This is a genomic window from Acrocarpospora sp. B8E8 (genome assembly GCF_039871605.1).
GTDB classification, from domain to species: Bacteria; Actinomycetota; Actinomycetes; order Streptosporangiales; family Streptosporangiaceae; genus Acrocarpospora; species Acrocarpospora macrocephala.
On record NZ_JBDPLV010000127.1, the window covers coordinates 1 to 18,466 of the forward strand.

Annotated in this window: 17 protein-coding genes; 8 read left to right on the forward strand and 9 right to left on the reverse strand. The window is 68.9% G+C overall.

Translation table 11 applies throughout. From position 1 onward, the window contains the following. The first annotated feature begins 295 nt into the window (after positions 1–295). Positions 296–517, forward strand: a complete 222-nt coding sequence (locus ABGB08_RS52530; protein ID WP_155351877.1) for a zinc ribbon domain-containing protein — start codon at positions 296–298, stop codon at positions 515–517. A 262-nt stretch (positions 518–779) separates the two neighbouring features. On the opposite strand, the gene ABGB08_RS52535 is transcribed toward ABGB08_RS52530, so the two are convergent. From ABGB08_RS52535 to ABGB08_RS52545, 3 genes are all read right to left on the reverse strand, one after another. After that, positions 780–1,262 (reverse strand): WYL domain-containing protein, encoded by a 483-nt coding sequence (locus ABGB08_RS52535; RefSeq protein ID WP_155360284.1) that lies wholly within the window; start codon positions 1,260–1,262, stop codon positions 780–782. A 328-nt stretch (positions 1,263–1,590) separates the two neighbouring features. Beyond that, entirely contained in the window at positions 1,591–3,429 is a 1,839-nt protein-coding gene (ilvD, locus tag ABGB08_RS52540; protein WP_347607423.1) for a dihydroxy-acid dehydratase, read from the reverse strand. Between the two features lie 147 nt (positions 3,430–3,576). Then, entirely contained in the window at positions 3,577–4,257 is a 681-nt protein-coding gene (locus ABGB08_RS52545) for a nuclease-related domain-containing protein (RefSeq protein WP_246269073.1), read from the reverse strand. 279 nt (positions 4,258–4,536) lie between these two features. Here ABGB08_RS52545 and ABGB08_RS52550 point away from each other — a divergent pair, with 279 nt between their 5' ends. From ABGB08_RS52550 to ABGB08_RS52560, 3 genes are read left to right on the forward strand one after another with little or no spacing between them, the layout of a single operon-like run. Then, positions 4,537–5,952, forward strand: a complete 1,416-nt coding sequence (locus ABGB08_RS52550; RefSeq protein WP_347607425.1) for an amidase — start codon at positions 4,537–4,539, stop codon at positions 5,950–5,952. A 32-nt stretch (positions 5,953–5,984) separates the two neighbouring features. Further along, positions 5,985–6,272, forward strand: coding sequence for a hypothetical protein (locus tag ABGB08_RS52555; protein ID WP_155360280.1), 288 nt, complete (start codon positions 5,985–5,987; stop codon positions 6,270–6,272). A 5-nt stretch (positions 6,273–6,277) separates the two neighbouring features. Then, entirely contained in the window at positions 6,278–6,631 is a 354-nt protein-coding gene (locus ABGB08_RS52560) for a DUF5130 family protein (protein WP_347607427.1), read from the forward strand. Here the strand turns inward: ABGB08_RS52560 and ABGB08_RS52565 are convergent. Together ABGB08_RS52565 and pepN are read right to left on the reverse strand one after the other, a co-directional pair. Beyond that, complete coding sequence (locus ABGB08_RS52565) at positions 6,628–7,599, reverse strand: hypothetical protein (RefSeq protein WP_347607429.1); 972 nt, start codon at positions 7,597–7,599, stop codon at positions 6,628–6,630. The genes ABGB08_RS52560 and ABGB08_RS52565 overlap by 4 nt on opposite strands. 61 nt (positions 7,600–7,660) lie before the next feature. After that, a complete protein-coding gene (gene pepN, locus ABGB08_RS52570; protein WP_347607431.1) occupies positions 7,661–10,219 on the reverse strand; it encodes an aminopeptidase N in 2,559 nt (852 codons plus the stop codon). Between the two features lie 567 nt (positions 10,220–10,786). Here pepN and ABGB08_RS52575 point away from each other — a divergent pair. Beyond that, positions 10,787–12,190, forward strand: coding sequence for an aldehyde dehydrogenase family protein (locus tag ABGB08_RS52575; RefSeq protein WP_347607433.1), 1,404 nt, complete (start codon positions 10,787–10,789; stop codon positions 12,188–12,190). Between the two features lies 1 nt (position 12,191). Here the strand turns inward: ABGB08_RS52575 and def are convergent, their stop codons facing one another. After that, positions 12,192–12,680, reverse strand: a complete 489-nt coding sequence (gene def, locus ABGB08_RS52580) for a peptide deformylase (RefSeq protein WP_347607435.1) — start codon at positions 12,678–12,680, stop codon at positions 12,192–12,194. A gap of 75 nt (positions 12,681–12,755) precedes the next feature. On the opposite strand from def, the gene ABGB08_RS52585 reads away from it, so the two are divergent. Further along, positions 12,756–13,223, forward strand: coding sequence for a ribose-5-phosphate isomerase (locus ABGB08_RS52585; RefSeq protein WP_347607437.1), 468 nt, complete (start codon positions 12,756–12,758; stop codon positions 13,221–13,223). Here ABGB08_RS52585 and ABGB08_RS52590 read toward each other — a convergent pair. Beyond that, a complete protein-coding gene (locus ABGB08_RS52590; protein ID WP_347607439.1) occupies positions 13,206–13,382 on the reverse strand; it encodes a hypothetical protein in 177 nt (58 codons plus the stop codon). The genes ABGB08_RS52585 and ABGB08_RS52590 overlap by 18 nt on opposite strands. 34 nt (positions 13,383–13,416) lie before the next feature. Then, positions 13,417–14,643 (reverse strand): GNAT family N-acetyltransferase, encoded by a 1,227-nt coding sequence (locus ABGB08_RS52595; protein WP_347607441.1) that lies wholly within the window; start codon positions 14,641–14,643, stop codon positions 13,417–13,419. 117 nt (positions 14,644–14,760) lie between these two features. Between ABGB08_RS52595 and ABGB08_RS52600 the strand changes: the two genes are divergently transcribed. Beyond that, positions 14,761–15,873: a PP2C family protein-serine/threonine phosphatase gene (locus ABGB08_RS52600; RefSeq protein WP_347607443.1), complete on the forward strand. Its 1,113-nt coding sequence runs from the start codon at positions 14,761–14,763 to the stop codon at positions 15,871–15,873. Between the two features lie 299 nt (positions 15,874–16,172). Here the strand turns inward: ABGB08_RS52600 and ABGB08_RS52605 are convergent, their stop codons facing one another. Further along, the gene (locus ABGB08_RS52605) at positions 16,173–16,778 is read right to left on the reverse strand and encodes a response regulator transcription factor (protein ID WP_155360270.1); all 606 of its coding nucleotides are present in this window, start codon (positions 16,776–16,778) and stop codon (positions 16,173–16,175) included. 185 nt (positions 16,779–16,963) lie between these two features. Here ABGB08_RS52605 and ABGB08_RS52610 point away from each other — a divergent pair, with 185 nt between their 5' ends. Next, the gene (locus ABGB08_RS52610; protein WP_347607446.1) at positions 16,964–18,271 is read left to right on the forward strand and encodes a M50 family metallopeptidase; all 1,308 of its coding nucleotides are present in this window, start codon (positions 16,964–16,966) and stop codon (positions 18,269–18,271) included. The last annotated feature ends 195 nt before the right edge of the window (positions 18,272–18,466 follow it).

An 18,466-nucleotide genomic window follows, 5' to 3' on the forward strand; every position in this document is an offset into this window, starting at 1 on the left:
CCATTGGCATGGGATGGGCTCCCTGTGAGTGGACGGAGCTCCGGCTTGAAGTTGTGGGTGGCGGGTGGGAGAACCCCGGTGCTGTGGTTGTCGTTTCGTGTGGGGAGCCACAGCGATGACGGGTTCGGGCGGAGCCCGAGGGGAATCAAAGGGGTGGGTGGGTGGGAGTTCCACGGTGATCAATTGGCGGTCAGAAGGCGACTGATACTCACCCAGGGTCGTGGCCGTTTCGCGGTCGGTGGCTTCTGGGTGCACGCGCCGCCAAGGTGGTCACGACACGGATTATGATGCGCGTATGCCTCGCTATGACTTTCGGTGTCGGTCCTGTGGTTCCACGTTTGAGTTGAACCGTCCGATGGCCGAGGCGAACGCGCCTGCGACCTGTCCGGATGGGCATGACGACACGGTGAAGTTGCTGTCCACTGTGGCGGTGACGGGGGCCGCGTCGGCAGGAGCCGCGCCACGCGCTTCCGGTGGCGGCGGCGGGGGATGTTGTGGCGGCGGTTGCTGCGGCTGATCGCCTAGCTACCGGGTGCCGCTAAGCCCGCCCGTCCAGAGCGCCCGGCAAGCTAAGGGCACTCCACGAGCGCCCGCGTGAGCCTCGTCACCCCAGCAAGGCAGTACACGAGCGCTCGGCGTGGGCTCCGTGACCCCAGCAAGGGCCACAGATACCACTCGAGCGCCCGGCGAAGACCCAAGTGGCACGAGCCCGGCCAGGCCCACGTCGCTGGACGTGTGCCCGGCAGGACCCGAGGTGTCTGGTGATCGCCCGGAGGGTGTCAGGCGACCTTGCGGCGCTGGAAAGGTAAGTAGCGCTCGGGTAGGTGGGGGCGGGCCGGGATGTCGGTGGGCTCGACCGAGATGATGCGGTCGAAGCGGAAGGCGCGGATGCCTCGGCGGAGGCGGCACCAGCCGACGAGGTACCAGTAGTCGCGGTGGACCAGGCAGGTCACCGGCTCTACGTCGCGGACGGTGAGGGTGGAGCCGGCGTCCAGATACTGGAGGCGGACCACCTGGCGGGTGGTGATGGCGCCGGCGACCGCGCGGGCGCGGCGGGCGACGTCGGGGGGCATCGGCGTGGTCAGGGTGGAGAGCGTGGTCGCGATCACGTCGTCGTCGAGGTCGAGGTGTTCGAATGCGTGCCGGAGCCCACGGCGGGCCGTCACGGACTGCGGGCCCGTGCCGAGGTGGGCGAGCGAGAGCGCGAGCGCGGCGATTTCGGCGGTCGTCAACGACCCCGTGTGCCTAATGACGTTGGCCATACCCTAGATTTTACCGAGCAGCACTGACATTTTTCGAACGCACGCTTGAGGAATCCAGCAGAACTGGCCCTCTCAACACGGCCGCTCACCGGAACCGGCGGCGTGGTCGTGGCAACCCGTGGGCAGGGGCGGCCATAAGTGCTCAGCGAAGTTGCCCTGGGCTCTGGGCTGGCGGGGTGGCTGGTGGGGCAGGTCGCAGGGGGTTGCGGACGCGCCCGGGAGTGCTCAGCGAAGCTGTCCTAGGCTCCGGCGTGGGCCGGGTTGGGAGGACAGGTCGCCGAGCTCGCGGGCGTGTCCGTGAACCTCTAGCGGAAACCGTCTGAAGGCGTCAGCGGGATAGCTGGGAAAGGTCGCGGGACGCGCCCGTGGATGCTGACGTGGTCAGAGCCGCGTATGCCTGGAGGGCCGCGGTGACCGGGCGGTTGCGGTTGCGGGGGCGGTAGCGGCCGAGGTCGGCGAGGAGGTTTTCGCGGCGGACGGCCAGGTCGGCCTCGCTGACCTTGAGTTCGATCGAGCGGCCGGGGATGTCGATCTCGATGATGTCGCCGTCCTCGACCAGGGCGATCGCGCCGCCCTCCGCCGCCTCGGGGGAGGCGTGGCCGATGGAGAGCCCGGACGTGCCGCCGGAGAAGCGGCCGTCGGTGACCAGGGCGCAGGCCTTGCCGAGGCCCTTGCCCTTGAGGAATGAGGTCGGGTAGAGCATCTCCTGCATGCCGGGCCCGCCCTTCGGGCCCTCGTAGCGGATCACCACGACGTCGCCCTCGCGCACGCGGTTGGCGAGGATGCCCTCCACCGCGTCCTCCTGGGACTCGAACACCACGGCGGGCCCGGAGAAGCGCCAGATCGACTCGTCCACCCCGGCCGTCTTCACGATGCAGCCCTCGACGGCGATGTTGCCGTACAGCACGGCGAGGCCGCCGTCGCGGGTGTAGGCGTGCTCGGCGTCGCGGACGCAGCCCTCGGCCCGGTCCAGGTCCAGCGTGTCCCAGCGCGCCTCCTGCGAGTACGGCTTGACGGTCCGCACGTTCCCCGGCGCGGCGTGCCACAACTCCTCCGACTCGGGGATCGCGGTCGGCGACTTCACGTCCCACTGGGCCAGCAGGTCGGCCATCGTGCCGCCGTTGACGGTCAGCGCGTCGCGGTGGATCAGCCCGGCCCGGTCAAGCTCGCCCAGGATCGCGGGGATTCCTCCGGCCCGGTGCACGTCCTCGACGTGGTATTTCGCGGTCGCCGGGGCCACCTTGCACAGGCACGGCACCCGCAGCGAGATCTCGTTGATCTCCTTGAGGCCGAAGTCCACCTCGGCCTCCCGGGCCGCGGCCAGGATGTGCAGGATCGTGTTGGTCGAGCCGCCCATGGCCACATCCAGCGCCATCGCGTTCTCGAACGCGTCCTTGGTGGCGATGCTGCGCGGCAGCGCGCTCTCGTCGTCGTCCTCGTAGTAGCGCCGGGTGATCTCCACCAGCCGCCGCCCGGCGTCCTGGAACAGCTTCTTGCGAGCCAGGTGGGTGGCCAGGATGGTGCCGTTGCCGGGCAGCGCCAGGCCGATCGCCTCGGCCAGGCAGTTCATCGAGTTGGCGGTGAACATGCCGCTGCACGAGCCGCAGGTCGGGCAGGCGTTCTCCTCCATCTCCAGCAGCTCGGCGTCGGAGACGCTGTCATTGGCGGCGGCGATCATCGGGTCGATCAGGTCCAGCTTGCGGCCGGTTGTCTTGCCGGCCTCCATCGGGCCGCCGGAGACGAAGATCGTGGGGATGTTCAGCCGGAACGCGGCCAGCAGCATGCCTGGGGTGATCTTGTCGCAGTTGGAGACGCAGATCAGCGCGTCCGCGCAGTGCGCGTTCACCATGTACTCGACCGCGTCGGCGATCAGCTCCCGGGACGGCAGCGAGTAGAGCATGCCGCCGTGGCCCATCGCGATGCCGTCGTCCACGGCGATCGTGTTGAACTCGCGCGGGATCGCGCCCGCCTCCCGGATCGCCCCGGCCACCACGTCACCGACCTCGCGCAGGTGCACGTGCCCGGGCACGAACTGGGTGAAACTGTTGGCGACGGCGATGATCGGCTTACCGAGATCGCTGCCGGCTACCCCGGTCGCCCGGAGCAGGGCCCGGGCTCCGGCCATGTTCCTGCCGTGAGTGACCGTACGAGACCTGAGGGCGGGCATGGCCGGGACTCCCATCGGAAGACGACGTTCAAGGGAAAGACGCTTGAGTCTCCCTATGCTACGACCCGCCGCCCAGTCATTGAGACGTCCATCCCACAAAGCGGTACGGCCCACGCCACACCTGGCGCAGGCCGTACAAGACGAAACTCAGTCGTCGCCGTAGCGCGGTGGGAGGACGCGTTCCGCGGCCTGGTAGATCGAGTCGATCTCGGCCGTGGTCAGGGACTTCTCCCGTTTGGTGATCCACTTGCGGACCAGGCCGCCGGAGAAGACGTCCACGTCCCGGATGTTGAGGATCCGCCAGGGAATGGCGGGGCCGTAGATCGCCAGGGACGGCACGACCGTGACCTCGCGGCCGAGCGCCTGGGTGATCAGGTCGCTGGCCTGGTTCGCCTCCCAGCGGGCCTCGTCGAGGCGGGGTTTCTGGTTGAAGGGGCCGTGGAACAGCTTGCGGTGCGACTGCACGCGCACGGGCAGCCGCCTGTCCCACTTCTCGGAGTCGACCGCATACACCCCCGTGGGCCCGACGACCAGGTGGTCGATCTGGGCGTCGCTGTTGGGGATGGCGCGGGCGTGCAGAGTCTTGTAGCCGCCACGTTCCAATTTCTTGAGCTGGCCCTCGGTCCGCCGCTCGGCCACCGAGGGACGCCGCCAGGCGGGGACCGAAGAGGCGGTCCTGGCCCGATAGACGGTGTCCGCGATGGCCGCGAGAATCGCGGCGGTGAGGCCGACGCGCCAGCTCAGCAGCAGCACGCCGAAGACGACTCCGGCCGCTACAGCGATCAGGGCACGTCGCCGCAGATGCTGGTATTTGGGCTGCTTGAGCATGCTCTGCAGGGATGCGCGCTCTACGGGCGCATACGTCGACGCGGGCGCATCAGGTCGCGTCGAGGATCGTTCACGATCGCTCACCCAGATCGGTGACGTATCGTGACCCTCATCGGGCGCTAGACCGGTATCCACGTCACTCACGGTAGTTGAGCCGCCAAGAGGTTGCCTAGTGTTGCCTGGTTCATACTTTTGTGGCCCGCTTCTGCAGATTCGCATGGACCATTTGTGGGCACCATCTCTAGATATCTCCGCGTCGGCCGCTTACCGTTCAGTAGCGTGACCAGCATTCATGACCTTACCGCGCTGGAGTTGGCGGCGGCCGTACGGAACCGTGAACTGTCCCCGGTTGAGATCACTGAGCACTACTTGGACCGTATCGACAGGCTTGGCGCGTCGGTCGGCGCCTATGTCACCGTGACCGCTGAGATGGCACTTGACCAGGCAGGACAGCTGGAGACGCAGGATCCGGCGAAGCGTCCGCTGTTCGGCGTGCCGATTCCGATCAAAGATCTCAATCTGGTGAAGGACGTGCCGATCTACTTTGGTTCGGCCACGTACGAGGGGTTCGTCGCCCCGGTCGACGACAGCGTGGTGGAACGACTGCGGGACGCGGGAACGATCATGCTGGGTAAGACCAGCACGCCAGAGTTCGGTTTGCCGTGCTACACCGAGACCGCGGTCAGCGAGCCGGCCCGCACTCCGTGGGATGTGACCAGGTCGGCGGGTGGTTCCAGCGGGGGCGCCGCGGCGGCTGTGGCCGCCGGGCTCGCGCCCGCCGCGCAGGGCAGTGACGGAGCGGGGTCGATCCGGATCCCGGCCTCCGTCTGCGGTCTGTACGGCATCAAGCCCAGCCGTGGCCGCATCTCGTTCGCCCCGATCGTCCCGGACCTGGCGGGCCTGTCCAGCAACGGCCCGATCACCCGCGATGTCGCCGACGCCGCCGCCCTGCTGGACGTGATGGCCCACAACAACCCGGGCGACCTCTACTACGCGCCCCCGCCCGCCCTCGGCTCCTTCACCGCGTACGCCGGGCGCGACCCCGGCCGCCTCCGCATCGCCCGCTACATCGACCCGGTGGTCGCCGACGCCGAGGTGCACCCGGAGGTGCGCGCCGCCTACGAGAGCGCCTCCGCCGTGCTGGCCGGCCTCGGTCACGAGATCGTCGACATCGCCTCGCCGTTCGGCCCGGACATGGTGCCCGAGTTCGAGCGCATGTGGTTTAGCTTCGCCTGCATGCACCCGGTCGCCGAGGAGCTAGAGCCCCAGCTCCGCCCGCTGACCGCCTGGCTGCGCGAGCGCGGCTTCCTCACGCCCGCTCCGGACTTCCTCAAGGCCCAGTCGGCGCTCCAGCTCGCCACCCGGTTCGCGCTGCTGATCACCAACGAGTACGACGCCGTCCTCACCCCCACCGTCACCCAGCCCCCGGCCCCGGTCGGCTGGTTCGAGGACGTCGACGACCCCAAGGAGACTTTCGAGCGAATGAAAGCTTTCGCTCCCTTTGCCGCCACCAGCAATGTCAGCGGGCAACCGGCCGTGAATTTGCCGCTCTATTGGACTCCCGAGGGTTTGCCCATCGGCGTCATGCTTTCCGGCCGGTACGGCGAGGAGGGCCTCCTGATTTCCCTGTCATCGCAGGTAGAAGCGTCGGTCGGGGGGTTCTGGGGAGACCGCAGACCGCAGATCTGGGACTAGGAAATATCCGAACTCAGGCGTAATCTCGATATATGGACAGTGCGCCGGAAATTCTTGCGTTTCTTGTCATCACGTCCGGCACGATATTCGTGGTCGTCGGGCTGCTGGTGCTCGTATTGTCCGGTCGGAAACGGCGTCGGAACAAGGACGAGGTCGTCTGGATCGGCGGGCCGTACGACACCGAGCACGGGGTGGGACGCTCCTCGCTGGAGCTGACCACCGTCGTCCCGCGCGGCGATCCACCGCACGTGGACTGGCCCGAGCTGGCCGAGACCGCGGAACCCGGCCGCCATGTCGGCGGCGCATCGGCGGGGTGGTGATCTAGATGGCAACCCTCTCCACACTCCAGGCCGTCGACATCCGTACGGTCGTGCGAAACGCGAACAGCAGGACCGGGCTGCATTTCGCCGTGTACACCGGTCCTTCCCAGGGCCCGCGGCGGCACTTCGCCGAACGCCTGCACGCGGCGCTGGGCGCGCAGGCGCCGTACTCGGTGCTGATCATGGTGGACACGGCCGGGCGCGGCCTGGAGATCGTCACCGGCGAGCTGGCCAGGCAGCGGCTCTCCGACGGCGACTGCCGCCTGGTGGCCATGTCCATGGCGACCAGGTTCAGCGTCGGCGACCTGATGGGCGGCCTGGCCGGCGGCATCGGCGCCCTCGCCGCCCGCGCCCGCTAACCGCGCAGCAGCGAGATCACGTGCTCCGACACGTCGGCGAGCAGGCGGGCCGGGCGCAGGTCCGCGCCGGCGATGGCGGAGAACAGGCTGGGCAGTCCGGCCAGCGGGAACCCGTCCCGGCGCATGACCTGGTGCCCGATGCCGTTCTTGTCCAGCGCGCCCCGGCTGCGCTGCCAGGCGTCCAGCACCTCCTCCGGGGAGGGCACGCCGAAGCCGTGGCCGACCGGGGCCGCGTGGCGGAGCCGTACCAACGGGGTCTCGGCGAAAGTGAGGGCGGCCCGGCAGCGCAGGGCGAGGTCCTCGCGGTCGGGCACCCACTCGATGGCCGGGCAGGGATTGCGGCATTTGGCGACGCAGGTCGCCAGCGCGCCGGCGACCTGGCTGTGCTGCCGGTCGAAGTAGGCGCGCCAGCCTTCGCCCGGTTCGCCCGCCACCCGGAGGGTGCGCTCGGTCGCCGACTGCTCGGAGCGGGTGTGGTCGCAGTCGCGGTCGCCGATCACGCCGAACCTGCTGCCGGGCGCGCGCAGCCCTTCCGGCCAGCGGGCCGGATCGCCGGAATGGCCCAGCACCGTCTCGTACGCCAGCAGCGGCAGGTATTCCGCGGCGATGTGCAGCGCGGCCATCATGGCGCTCAGCTCGCGCTGGTCCCAGCGGACCTTGATCACCTCAAGCAGCAGCGCGTACGCCGGGCGCAGCGAATCCAGCGCGCCGCGCGGCTGCCCCTTGGGCGTCTGCGGCATGTGGCAGGCCCGGGCCCGGCGGCGGAGATCGGCCGGGATCGTCGGCACGTCCAGCTCGCTGGCGAAATCTTCCGCGTCCAGCGTCAATAACCGTTGCCCGAACTCGCAGACCGCTGAGACGTGGGCGGCTTTGACCGGATTGGCCAGGACCGCGGGAGCCAGCGCTCCCACATCCCCGAACGAATACCGCCGGGCGAGCGCGATCAGCAGGTCCTGGGCTGACTCCATCAGATCACTTTCTCATGGACCCGGCCGGAGGCCCGGGTCGCCCCGGGCCTCCCCTGGTGCTTCAGGAGTCCTTGGCCTGGGCGCGCAGGGCCCGGGCGATGCCGTCCGCGCCCTCCAGCAGCAGCCGGCGCAGCGCGTGCGGCGGCTGGGAGGCCGCCATCAGCTCCTGGGTGCGGTCGATCGTGTCCTGTGAGATCAGCAGCGCCGGGTAGCAGCCGATCGCGAACGTCTGCGCCATGTCGGACGTCCACGACTTCCAGATCTGGCCGACCTCCTCGAAGTAGGCCGCGCCGTAGGGCTCCAGCAGGTCTACGTGGTGCGGATCCATGAAGCCCTGCACGGTGGAGCGCAGCAGCGCGCCGCTCAGCGCGCCACCGGTGATGACCGCCCACGCCTCCGCCTTGGCCGCCGCCGTCGGGATGGCCGCCCTGGCCGCCGCCGCCGACCGCTCGCCGGTGGCGGTCGCGTCCCTGACCAGCTCGGCGTCGATGTCGGCCGCGCCGAGCACCCCGCCGGAGACCAGCGCGTGGGTCAGCGTCCAGCGCAGGTCGGCGTCGACGGTCAGCCCGTCGGGCACCGCCGCCCCGGACAGGATGTCCCGCAGGATCGCCAGGTCTTCGGCCGAGGTGGCCACGGCCGAGAACGCGTTCAGGTAGGCCAGCTGGCGGTCCGAGCCCGCCTCGGCGCCGTTGAAAAGCTCGCGCAGGGTGTCGGCCAGCTGGGCCAGGCCGGTGGCCCGCCACTCGGGCGCCGCGTACTGCTGGACCGCGAGGCGGGCCTGGCGCAGGACGGTCTGCAGCACGGTGATGTCGCCGACCGCGTCGATGCCCGAGGTCACCAGGCGCACGTAGTCGCGGGTGGCCATCTCGCCGTCGCGGGTCATGTCCCATGCCGCCGACCAGCACAGCGCGCGCGGCAGCGACTCGGTGAACGCGACGATGCCGCCGCCCACCAAGGTTGCCAGCGAGCCCTCGTCGAGGCGGATCTTGGCATAGGTCAGGTCGTCGTCGTTGACCAGCACCAGGTCGGGACGGGCCTCGCCGATCAGTTCGGGCACCGGGGTTCTGGCGCCGACCACGTCCAGCTCGACCCGCTTGACCCGGACCAGTCGGCCCTCCTCCATCGAGTAGAGACCGATGGCGATGCGGTGCGAGCGCAGCGTCGGGTAGGCCGGCGGGGCCTCCTGCAGCACCTCGAAGCTGGTGAACCTGCCGGTCGCGTCCACCTCGAAGGACGGGCGGAGCGTGTTGACCCAGGCCGTCTCCAGCCACTCCTTGGACCACGACGACAGGTCGCGTCCCGAGGTGCGCTCCAGCGCCCCGAGCAGGTCCTTCAGCTCGGTGTTGCCCCAGGCGTGCTCGTTGAAGTAGTCGCGCACCCCGGCCAGGAAGTTGTCCAGGCCCACGTAGGCGACCAGCTGCTTGAGCACGCTGGCGCCCTTGGCGTAGGTGATGCCGTCGAAGTTGACCTCGACGGCCTGCATGTCCGGGATGTCAGCCGAGATCGGGTGGGTGGACGGCAGCTGATCCTGCCGGTACGCCCAGGCCTTCTCCACGTTGGCGAACGTGGTCCACGCGCCCTGCCCCCACCGGGTGGCCTCGGCCTGGCACAGCACCGACATGTAGGTGGCGAACGACTCGTTCAGCCACAGGTCATCCCACCAGCGCATGGTGACCAGGTCGCCGAACCACATGTGCGCCATCTCGTGCAGCAGCGTCTCCGCGCGGCGCTCGATGATGGCGTCGGTCACCCGGGACCGGAAGACGTAGTCCTCCAGGAACGTGACGCAGCCCGCGTTCTCCATCGCGCCCGCGTTGAACTCCGGCACGAACAGCTGGTCGTATTTCCCGAACGGGTAGCGCAGCCCGAACACCTGGTGGAAGAAGTCGAAGCCCTGCTTGGTGACCGCGAAGAGGTTGTCCGCGTCCAGGTGTTCGGCCAGCGACTGCCGGACGAACAGGCCCAGCGGGATGCCGTCGTGCTCGTCCCTGACCACCGCGTACGGCCCCGCGACGAGAGCGGTGATGTAGGTGGACATGACCGGGGTGGCGGGGAAGTGCCATCGTTTGGCGGCTTGGAGCGTGCCATGACGGCCCTCGTGGGCCGGGAGTTCGGTGACGGAGTCGGGAGCCGCGTTGGAGACGACCTCCCAGTCGCCCGGCGCGATGACGGTCAGCTCGAAGGTGGCCTTGAGGTCAGGCTGGTCGAAGCACGCGTACATCCGGTGCGCGTCGGCGGTCTCGAACTGGCTGTGCAGGTAGACCTTCTGGTCCACCGGGTCGACGAACCGGTGCAAACCCTCGCCGGTGCGCATGTAGGACGCGTCGGCGTCGACCCGCACCTCGTTGTGCTCGGCCAGACCCGGCAGCGGGAACCGGCCACGCTCCGCGTCATACGCGCTGATGTCCAGTTCGGTTCCGTTGAGCACGACCGAGCGCAGGTGCGCGCCGTGCAGATCGATGAAGGTGTCCGCCCCCGGCTGGGCACAGGTGAAGTGGGCGGTCGTGACGCTCTCGAACCGCTCCTCGCCCTCGGTCAGGTCGAGTTCCACTGCATACGACTGGACGGTCAGCAGCCGGGCGCGCTCCCGGGCCTCGTCACGGGTCAGATTGCCTGCCACATCCGCTCCTCATCCACACGACCCCGCCGCTCCGTCGCCACGGGACTCCTGAATCCTGCCACGACGCTCTGACAAAGCCGCAATCAAGTTTTGCCCTACCTGGAATAGGGAGAACTCTGACTTCGGTTGTCGATCGATGCAAACCCTAATCCAGTTGCGAGACCTAACAAATGTCAGACGCGCAGTTGGTGGATTTCTGGTTAGGCCCCATCTGTCCGGAGGCCCCCCGGACCCCGTGTTCGGGCGTTCGACACCCGAACGAACGTTCGGAGAAGCAGGTTTACCTCTGAGTGGTACTGGACTTCCTCCGGAATGGAATCGTTCTCCACTGGATATTGTGGGTGTTCACCGATCTTGGAAGACTTCGGCTTTCCGCGTGGTTGCGCCGTACGCTGAGCGAAGACACCTCAAATGAATACATGAAGATCGTGTGTCGGCTTCTGCGCGGGACCGCACGCGACCGGCCGGGAGATCCAATCGGGCATGTCCCCATTGGAGGTGAAACACGCCATCACTTCCTGGTTCGTGCGCTCGCCATCTGACAATCCCCGCGCAAGGATGAGGTACATGCGTCACCTTTACGTGAACGGATCCTGGACCCCTTCCACCTCGGGCGAGGTGGTCGATGTGATCAACCCCGCTACCGAAGAGGTCATCGACCAGGTTCCGGCCGGCACGCCGAGTGACGTGGCAGCCGCGGTCGACGCCGCGCACGCCGCCTTCATCCCCTGGTCCGCGACCTCGCCCGCCGACCGCGGCAAGCTCCTCGCCGACGCCGCCGCGCTGCTCAGGGAGCGGGCCGACCAGATCGCCACCACCATCGCCACCGACATGGGCGCGCCCTACTCCCTGGCGCTGAAGGTGCAGACGCTGATGCCCGCGGGGGTGCTGGAGTCCTGCGCGGACATGGCCGAGGGGCTGGTCGCGGAGAGCCGGGTGGGCAACTCGCTCATCCTGCGCGAACCGGCCGGGGTGGTGGGCGCCATCACCCCCTGGAACTACCCGCTCCACCAGGCCGTCTGCAAGGTCGCCGCGGCGCTCGCCGCCGGGTGCACGGTCGTGCTCAAGCCCAGCGAGGTGGCCCCGCTCGCCGCGTACGCGCTGGCCGACGTGCTGCACGACGCCGGGCTGCCGGCGGGCGTGTTCAACCTGATCAGCGGGTACGGCCCGGTGGTCGGCGAAGCCCTGGCCGGCCACCCGCTGGTGGACGTGGTGTCCTTCACCGGCTCGACCAGGGCGGGGCGGCGGGTGGCCGCGCTGGCCGCCGAGAGCGTGAAGCGGGTGGCGCTCGAACTGGGCGGCAAATCCGCCAACATCATCCTGCCGGACGCGGACCTGGAGAAGGCGGTCGCCTCCGGGGTGTCGCACGCCTACGTGAACTCCGGCCAGACCTGCTCGGCGCTGACCCGGATGCTCGTGCACTGGGACCAGTACGACGACGCGGTCGCCCTCGCCGTCGCCGCCGCCCGCACGTTCACGGTGGGCGACCCGTTCGCGGAGGGCACCCGGCTCGGCCCGCTCGTCTCGGCCGCCCAGCGGGACCGGGTGATCCGCTACATCAACACCGGGCAGGAGGAGGGCGCCCGGCTCGTCACCGGGGGCACCGACTATCCGCTGGAGCGCGGGTACTACGTCGAGCCGACCGTCTTCGCCGGGGTCGCGCCCGGGATGACGATCGAGCAGGAGGAGATCTTCGGGCCGGTGTTGTCGATCGTGCCGTTCGGCTCGGAGGATGAGGCCGTGGCCATCGCCAACGGCACGCCGTACGGGCTGGCGGGGGCGGTCTGGGCGGGCAGCGAGGAACGCGCGGTGAGCGTGGCGCGGCGGCTGCGCACCGGGCAGGTGTCGATCAACGGCGGGCGGTTCAACGCGCTCGCGCCCTTCGGCGGCTACAAGCAGTCCGGCATCGGGCGCGAACTGGGGGAGCCGGGCCTGGCGGAGTTCCTGGAGATCAAGGCGCTGCAGCTGTGAGTCAGGGGGTCTGCAGCATGATCTTGCGGGCCGTGTCCCTGGGCAGCCGATCCACGTAGAGCCGCCCTTCCAGGTGGTCGAACTCGTGCTGGAAGCAGCGGGCCAGCATGCCCCGCGCGGTGATCGCGAGCGGCCGGCCGAGCTGGTCGAAGCCGCGCACGGTGACGCCCGCCGCGCGCGGCGTGGGCGCGTAGAGCGGCTTGCCGGTCTCCCGCCCGGGCACCGACAGGCAGCCTTCCTCCTCGACCACCTCGTCCGGGTCGTCGATGATCAGCTCCGGGTTCACCACGTGACCCTTGCGGTTGGTGATCTCGTAGACGAACAGCCGTTTCGGCACGCCGATCTGCGGCCCGGCCAGGCCCACCCCGCTCGCCAGATACATGGTGGCGAACATCTCGTCGATCAGCCGGCGCAGCTCACGATCGAATTCCGTGACCGGCTCCGCCGCGGTGCGCAGGACCGGGTCGCCAAGATAACGGATCTCGCGCATCGCGCTCTCCAGGAACGAGTAAGGGGTCGGCCGGGTGATTGGCCATTACTCTAGTGGACCTGAGAAACTGGCGGGGTGCGCGTCTACATAGGTTCCGACCATGCCGGCTACGAGCTGAAGAATCACCTGGTCTCCTGGCTGAAGGAGCACCACCACGAGGTGGTCGACTGCGGCCCGGCGGGCTTCGACCCCGAGGACGACTACCCGCCCTTCGTGCTCCGCGCCGCCGCGGGCGTGGCCGAGGATCCGGGCAGCCTCGGCGTGGTGATCGGGGGTTCCGGCAACGGCGAGCAGATCGCCGCCAACAAGGTGCCCGGCATCCGCGCCGCCCTGGCCTGGAACGAGGACACGGCGAAGCTCTCCCGCGAGCACAACGACGCCAATGTGATCAGCATCGGCGCCCGCATGCACCCGGTCGAGCAGGCCACCCGGTTCGTGGAGCTGTTCCTGGCCACGCCGTTCTCCGGGGCCGAGCGGCACGCCCGCCGCATCACCATGCTCTCCGGCTACGAGCGGACCGGCGAGCTACCCCCCCTGCCCTGACTCCCGCGGGGACAGCGGGGGCTTGCGGGTCTCCCGCCTGGGCATCTCGTCGCGCAGGGGCCGCCGGTCGGCGGCCTCCTGCTGCTCGGCCGTCGGGCGCGAGACATCGCGGGCGCGCATCGCGGTGATCGCCGTGATCTGCAAGCTCTGCAAGGCCATGCTCGTACTGTACGGCGCTGCTCCGACGATTCCGCTAGAAGACCAGGCCCGCCCACGGCTTGGGATCCCAGGACATCGCGGTGGACAGCTCCCGCAGCGCGCCTGGCCGGTGTTCGGTGACCAGGCCGGCGGCGCCGTACGACATGAGCGAGCGGCCGCCGAAATAACTCGCGCCGAGGACCTGGACGGGCAGGCTCAGGTCGGGCGCGTCGTCGGTGCGCTCGCAGGTGCCCTTGGCCGTGACGAGCCGCCAGCGGCCCGCGTTCCACGGGCAGGGCTCGTCGGCGACCTCGATCACCAGCTCGGCCGGGGCCGCGTACGCGCGCGCGGTCAACGCGGCGGGCAGGTCCACGACGCGCGCCCACAGCTCGTCGAGGGTGCCCGCGTTCAGGTTCCTCGGCTCGGCCATCAGGTGCTGGATCGGGTCGTCGATCGGGCGGTTCCAGGCGTACACGCGGGAGCAGAGGTCGCGGTCCAGCACGTGCCGCCAGAGCAGCGCGTAGGCGGCGGGGTCGACGGCGAACAGCTCGATCAGGCGGACCTCGCCCTCGGGCACGTCGTGGTCGGTGAAGCCGCGTTTGATCTTGAAGAGCGCGTAGCCGCGCACGCCGCCGTCGTCCTCGGCCAGGATGCTGCGCAGCCGGCCGTCGTCGCGGCGGTCGAACTCCTCGTCGGCCAGGACGGAGCCCCAGCGATCGGGGGAGCGGGTGTAGAGGCCGGGGCGGGTGCCGGACACGGCGTCGAAGACTTGCTCGAACTCGGCGCGGGCCTGGGCGGGGATGGCGGTGCGCAGGCGCAGCGCGGGGTCGGTGGGGGCGTTCTTGACGAACGCGGAGCCGTGCTTGGGGATGCGGAAGAAGACGGTGTCGGCGGCTCGGCCGTACCCGAATCTGCCGTAGATGCCCGCCTCTGAGGCGTACAGGACGGCGATGGACTGGCCGCTCTCCTTGATGTCCTGGAGCTGGCGGCGCATCAGGCTGTTGAGGATGCCACGGCGGCGGTGGGAGGGGAGCACGCTGACGGCGGTGACTCCGGCGACGGGGAGGCGGGTGCCGCCGGGGATCGTCATGTCGAAGTCGAAGATGGCGGTGACGCCGACCGGGAGGTCCGCGTCGAAGGCGGCGAGGGTGCGCTCCATGGGGGTGAGCGCCTTGAATCGCTCGATCTCCACCGGGTGGAATGTGACGGCGAACGCTTCTTCGAGGACGGCCATGAACGCGGGCCATTCGGCCTCGGAGATGGGACGTATGGGGTGATTCACCGCTCCACGGTAGGCCCGGGCAAAGAGGGACGGCCACCCAATATCCGTGCTAAATGATCAAGGTCTTGGTCAAGAGGCTGCCTTGCGGAGGTGTCGACCGATACAGTCGAGTGCATCATGAGTTCCCGTCCGGTGCCGCTTATTCCTCCCCGGCTCCGCGCGATATTGGTGCGGGTGCCGTTTTTGGTGCCGCTGGTCCGGTTTGTGAGGAAGAGTTCGTCGAAAGATCGTCATCTGCTGGTCGCCTTCGTCGTCGCGACCCTGCTCATCGGGGTGCTCGGCGTCAAGGTCTCCGTGCTCTGGTTCTCGCCGTCGCTGCTGATCCTCATCACGCTGCTCGGCGGGCTTCAGCTCAAGCTGCGCAGCCTCGCGATGCTGCTGTGCGCCGTGGCCGTCGCGCTCACCTACCTGGCCCTCTCCACCGACGACCGGTATGTCGGTCCTGGCCTGCTGATCGCGGTGGGCTTCACCGCCGTGCTGGCCTGGCTGATGGCGCGTACCCGGGGTTCCCTCGGGGTGCAGGGCCTGCGCGGGGACGCCATGCTGCTGGAGCTGCGGGATCGGCTCAAACGGCAGAGCGAGCTGCCCGCGCTGCCCAAGGACTGGGGCGCCAAGGTGGTGCTCAAGCAGGCCGGTGGGTCCTCTTTCGGCGGCGATTTCGTGGTGTCCATGCGGGAGGGCAACCGGGTCGAGATCGCGGTCGTGGACGTCTCCGGCAAGGGTGTGGACGCGGGCACCCGGGCGCTGATGCTCTCCGGCACCTTCGGCGGGCTGCTCGGCTCGGTGCGGGACTTCCTGCCCGCCTGCAACGCCTACCTGCACCGGCAGCGGGAGGGTGAGGGGTTCGTCACCGCCGTGCACCTCAGCCTCGACCTCTCCACCGGGGGGTACGTGATCACTTCGGCCGGTCATCCGCCCGTGGTCAAGTTCGACGCGGGGACGGGCACCTGGCGGGTTTCCGCCGCGAAGGGTGTCGTGCTCGGCGTCGTGCCCGATCTGCACTGCGAGCCCGACAGCGGGGTGCTGCGCAAGGGCGACGCGCTCATGCTCTACACCGACGGCCTGATCGAGCAGCCCGGTCGGGACATCGACGCGGGCTTGGATCGGCTCCTTGGTGAGGCGGAACGCCTGCTTCCGTCCGGTTTCGCGGGCGGCGCGCGGCAGCTGGTGACGTCGATGTCGTCGGCGCACAACGACGACTGCGCGCTGGTGCTGATCTGGCGTCCCTGACGAATCTCATGGGTCTGGGCGTGTTCGTGGTCACTGGCTAGCGGCCGCATGGAATTGAGACCCTGAAGTTCGTGGACGCTCTGGTCTCCGGCGGCGCGGGGGTGCCGCCGGCCGAGTGCTCCCCGCGCACGCGGGGATGGTCCCCCGAGGCGAACCGGCACCAATTCGCGGTCCCGGGCGAGCGGCGCGGCTCACCCGGGACCCGGTCTCCTGATGCCGGCGTCTGCATACGCACGCCTAACAAGATGCCGGTACCGCGCCGCCACCGGCCGCGTCGCTGAAGCCGTCAGCCGTGTCACTTATAGCCAGCCTGAGTCCGCTGCGATTCGTACCGCGTCCACTCGGTTGCGGGCGCCTGTTTTGCACATGATCCGGGACAGATGGTTCCGTACTGTTCCTACGGACAGGAACAGTTGGTCGGCGATCTCCTTGGATGGCGCGCCCTGGGCCGCGATCCGGAGGACGTCGAGTTCGCGTGGTGTGAGTGGATTGTCGGCGGTTTGGAGGGCGGCGACCGCCAGGTCGGAGTCGACCGCCCGGCGGCCCGCCGCGATCCGCCGGATGCCCTCGGCCAGTTGCTCCGTCCCTACCTGGATGCTCATGTAGCCGAGCGCCTGGGCGGCGAAGGCGCGGCGCACCTGGCCGGGGTTGGGGTGGCTTGACAAGATCATTACACGGCAGCGGGGAACCTTCTCGTGCAGCCGGGCCGCGGCGGTGAGCCCGTCCACGCCCGGCAGGTCCGCGTCGATGATGGCGGCGTCGGGCTTCAGCTCCAGGGCGCTGGGCACGATGTCCTCTCCGGCCGCGATCTCGGCGACGACCTCGAAGTCGCTCTCGGCGGCGAGTGACACGACGAGACCATGCCGGACGAGCGGCAGGTGTTCGGCCACCAGGATCCTGATCAACGAGCCCCCTTCCTTACCTCAGGGTGATCGGCCAGATGCATAGTGTCAACGAAATCTCCCTATTCGGCAAACTCACGGTCAACTAGCCGCGAAGGGCGGGCCATCAGTGGCAGACGCGAGGCTCGCGATGGTGGGCTACCCTCGATCGGAGACGACACCTTTCTCCGCTACGGGGGTACGCGCCGATGAGCTGGGTCTATCTGGCCGGGTTCTTGCTCCTCTTCGTCGGACTCATGGTGTCCATCGCTCTGCACGAGATCGGCCACCTGGTCCCGGCCAAGATCTTCGGCGTACGCGTGACGCAGTACATGGTCGGCTTCGGTGGCACATTCTGGTCACGCAGGCGTGGCGAGACCGAATATGGCGTGAAGCACATCCCGCTGGGTGGATATATCCGGATGATCGGCATGTTGCCGCCCAGGGCCAGCGACGACCCGAACAAGCTGCGCAGCGTCTCCACCGGGCCCTGGCAGAGCCTGATCGAGAACGCCCGCGCGGTGGCGTCGGAGGAGATCCGCCCAGGCGACGAGAACCGGGTCTTCTATCGCAAGCCCTGGTGGCAGAAGGTCATCATCATGGCCGGCGGCCCGTTCATGAACTTCCTGCTGGCGTTCGTGCTGTTCGCGGTGGTGATGATGGGCTTCGGGGTGCTGGTGCAGAAGCCGGTGCTCTCCGTGGTGAACAGGTGTGTGATCCCCGTCGCCCAAGCCCAGGAGCCCGAGCGCGAGTGCCGGCCATCCGATCCGCTGACCCCGGCGGCGAAGGCCGGTCTGCTGCCCAAAGACCGGATCGTGGCTGTTGACGGGACGCGGGTCGGCGGCTGGGAGGCGGCCCAGAAGATGATCCGCGACCATGGCGCGGGTCCGGCGACCCTGGTGGTCGAGCGGGGCGGGCGCGAGCTGACGGTCGGTGTGGAGTTGATCGCTCAGGACAGGCCGGATCTTCAGGATCCCGACAAGCTGGTGAAGGTCGGCTTCCTCGGGGTCCAGCCGACGCAGGTGATGGAACGGCAGGGTCCCGGCTACGTGATCTCCGAGATGTGGGAGATGACCCGCAGGACCGCCGTCGCGATGGTGGACATTCCCCACAAGATGGTCGGTGTCTGGAACGCCGCCTTCTCCGGCGAGAAGCGCGACCCCAACGGCCCGATCGGCGTCGTCGGTGCGGGCCGCATCGGCGGCGAGATCGCGGCCTCGTCGGCTCCCTTGGAAAACAAGATCATCTTCTTCATCAACCTGCTGGCCGGGCTCAACCTGGCCGTCGGCATGTTCAACCTGATCCCGCTGCTCCCCCTCGACGGCGGCCACATCGCGGGCGGCCTGTGGGAAGGCCTCAAACGCGCCTGGGCCCGCATCACCCGCCGCCCCACCCCCGGCTACGTCGACGTGGCCAAACTCCTACCACTCACGTACGCGATGGCCCTCGTCCTCCTCTTCATGGGCGGCTTGCTAATCTTCGCCGACATCGTCAACCCCATCCGCCTCAGCGGCTGATCTCCCCCGAAGCCGTCAATGTGGCCCGTCGGTGGTTGGTCTTCGGGGGCGTCGTCAGCCCCATCGGCCTCAGCGGCTGATCTCCGCCGACGTCGTCAATGTGGTCCGGCTTGGTGGCTGGTCTATTCGCGTGGGTGACCCACAGCAATGGCGGGGTCGGGCGGGGCCCGAGAACAAAACCATGGGAGGGCGGGT

What these genes read in the sequence shown, in the direction of transcription:
- ABGB08_RS52530 (WP_155351877.1), top strand. Translation starts at nt 296, where the DNA reads ATGCCTCGCTATGACTTTCGGTGTCGGTCCTGTGGTTCCACGTTTGAG.
- ABGB08_RS52555 (WP_155360280.1), top strand. Translation starts at nt 5,985, where the DNA reads ATGGACAGTGCGCCGGAAATTCTTGCGTTTCTTGTCATCACGTCCGGC.
- def (WP_347607435.1), bottom strand. Translation starts at nt 12,680, where the DNA reads ATGCGCGAGATCCGTTATCTTGGCGACCCGGTCCTGCGCACCGCGGCG.
- ABGB08_RS52560 (WP_347607427.1), top strand. Translation starts at nt 6,278, where the DNA reads ATGGCAACCCTCTCCACACTCCAGGCCGTCGACATCCGTACGGTCGTG.
- ABGB08_RS52590 (WP_347607439.1), bottom strand. Translation starts at nt 13,382, where the DNA reads ATGGCCTTGCAGAGCTTGCAGATCACGGCGATCACCGCGATGCGCGCC.
- ABGB08_RS52610 (WP_347607446.1), top strand. Translation starts at nt 16,964, where the DNA reads ATGAGCTGGGTCTATCTGGCCGGGTTCTTGCTCCTCTTCGTCGGACTC.
- ABGB08_RS52575 (WP_347607433.1), top strand. Translation starts at nt 10,787, where the DNA reads ATGCGTCACCTTTACGTGAACGGATCCTGGACCCCTTCCACCTCGGGC.
- ABGB08_RS52565 (WP_347607429.1), bottom strand. Translation starts at nt 7,599, where the DNA reads ATGGAGTCAGCCCAGGACCTGCTGATCGCGCTCGCCCGGCGGTATTCG.
- ABGB08_RS52600 (WP_347607443.1), top strand. Translation starts at nt 14,761, where the DNA reads ATGAGTTCCCGTCCGGTGCCGCTTATTCCTCCCCGGCTCCGCGCGATA.
- ilvD (WP_347607423.1), bottom strand. Translation starts at nt 3,429, where the DNA reads ATGCCCGCCCTCAGGTCTCGTACGGTCACTCACGGCAGGAACATGGCC.
- ABGB08_RS52535 (WP_155360284.1), bottom strand. Translation starts at nt 1,262, where the DNA reads ATGGCCAACGTCATTAGGCACACGGGGTCGTTGACGACCGCCGAAATC.
- ABGB08_RS52545 (WP_246269073.1), bottom strand. Translation starts at nt 4,257, where the DNA reads ATGCTCAAGCAGCCCAAATACCAGCATCTGCGGCGACGTGCCCTGATC.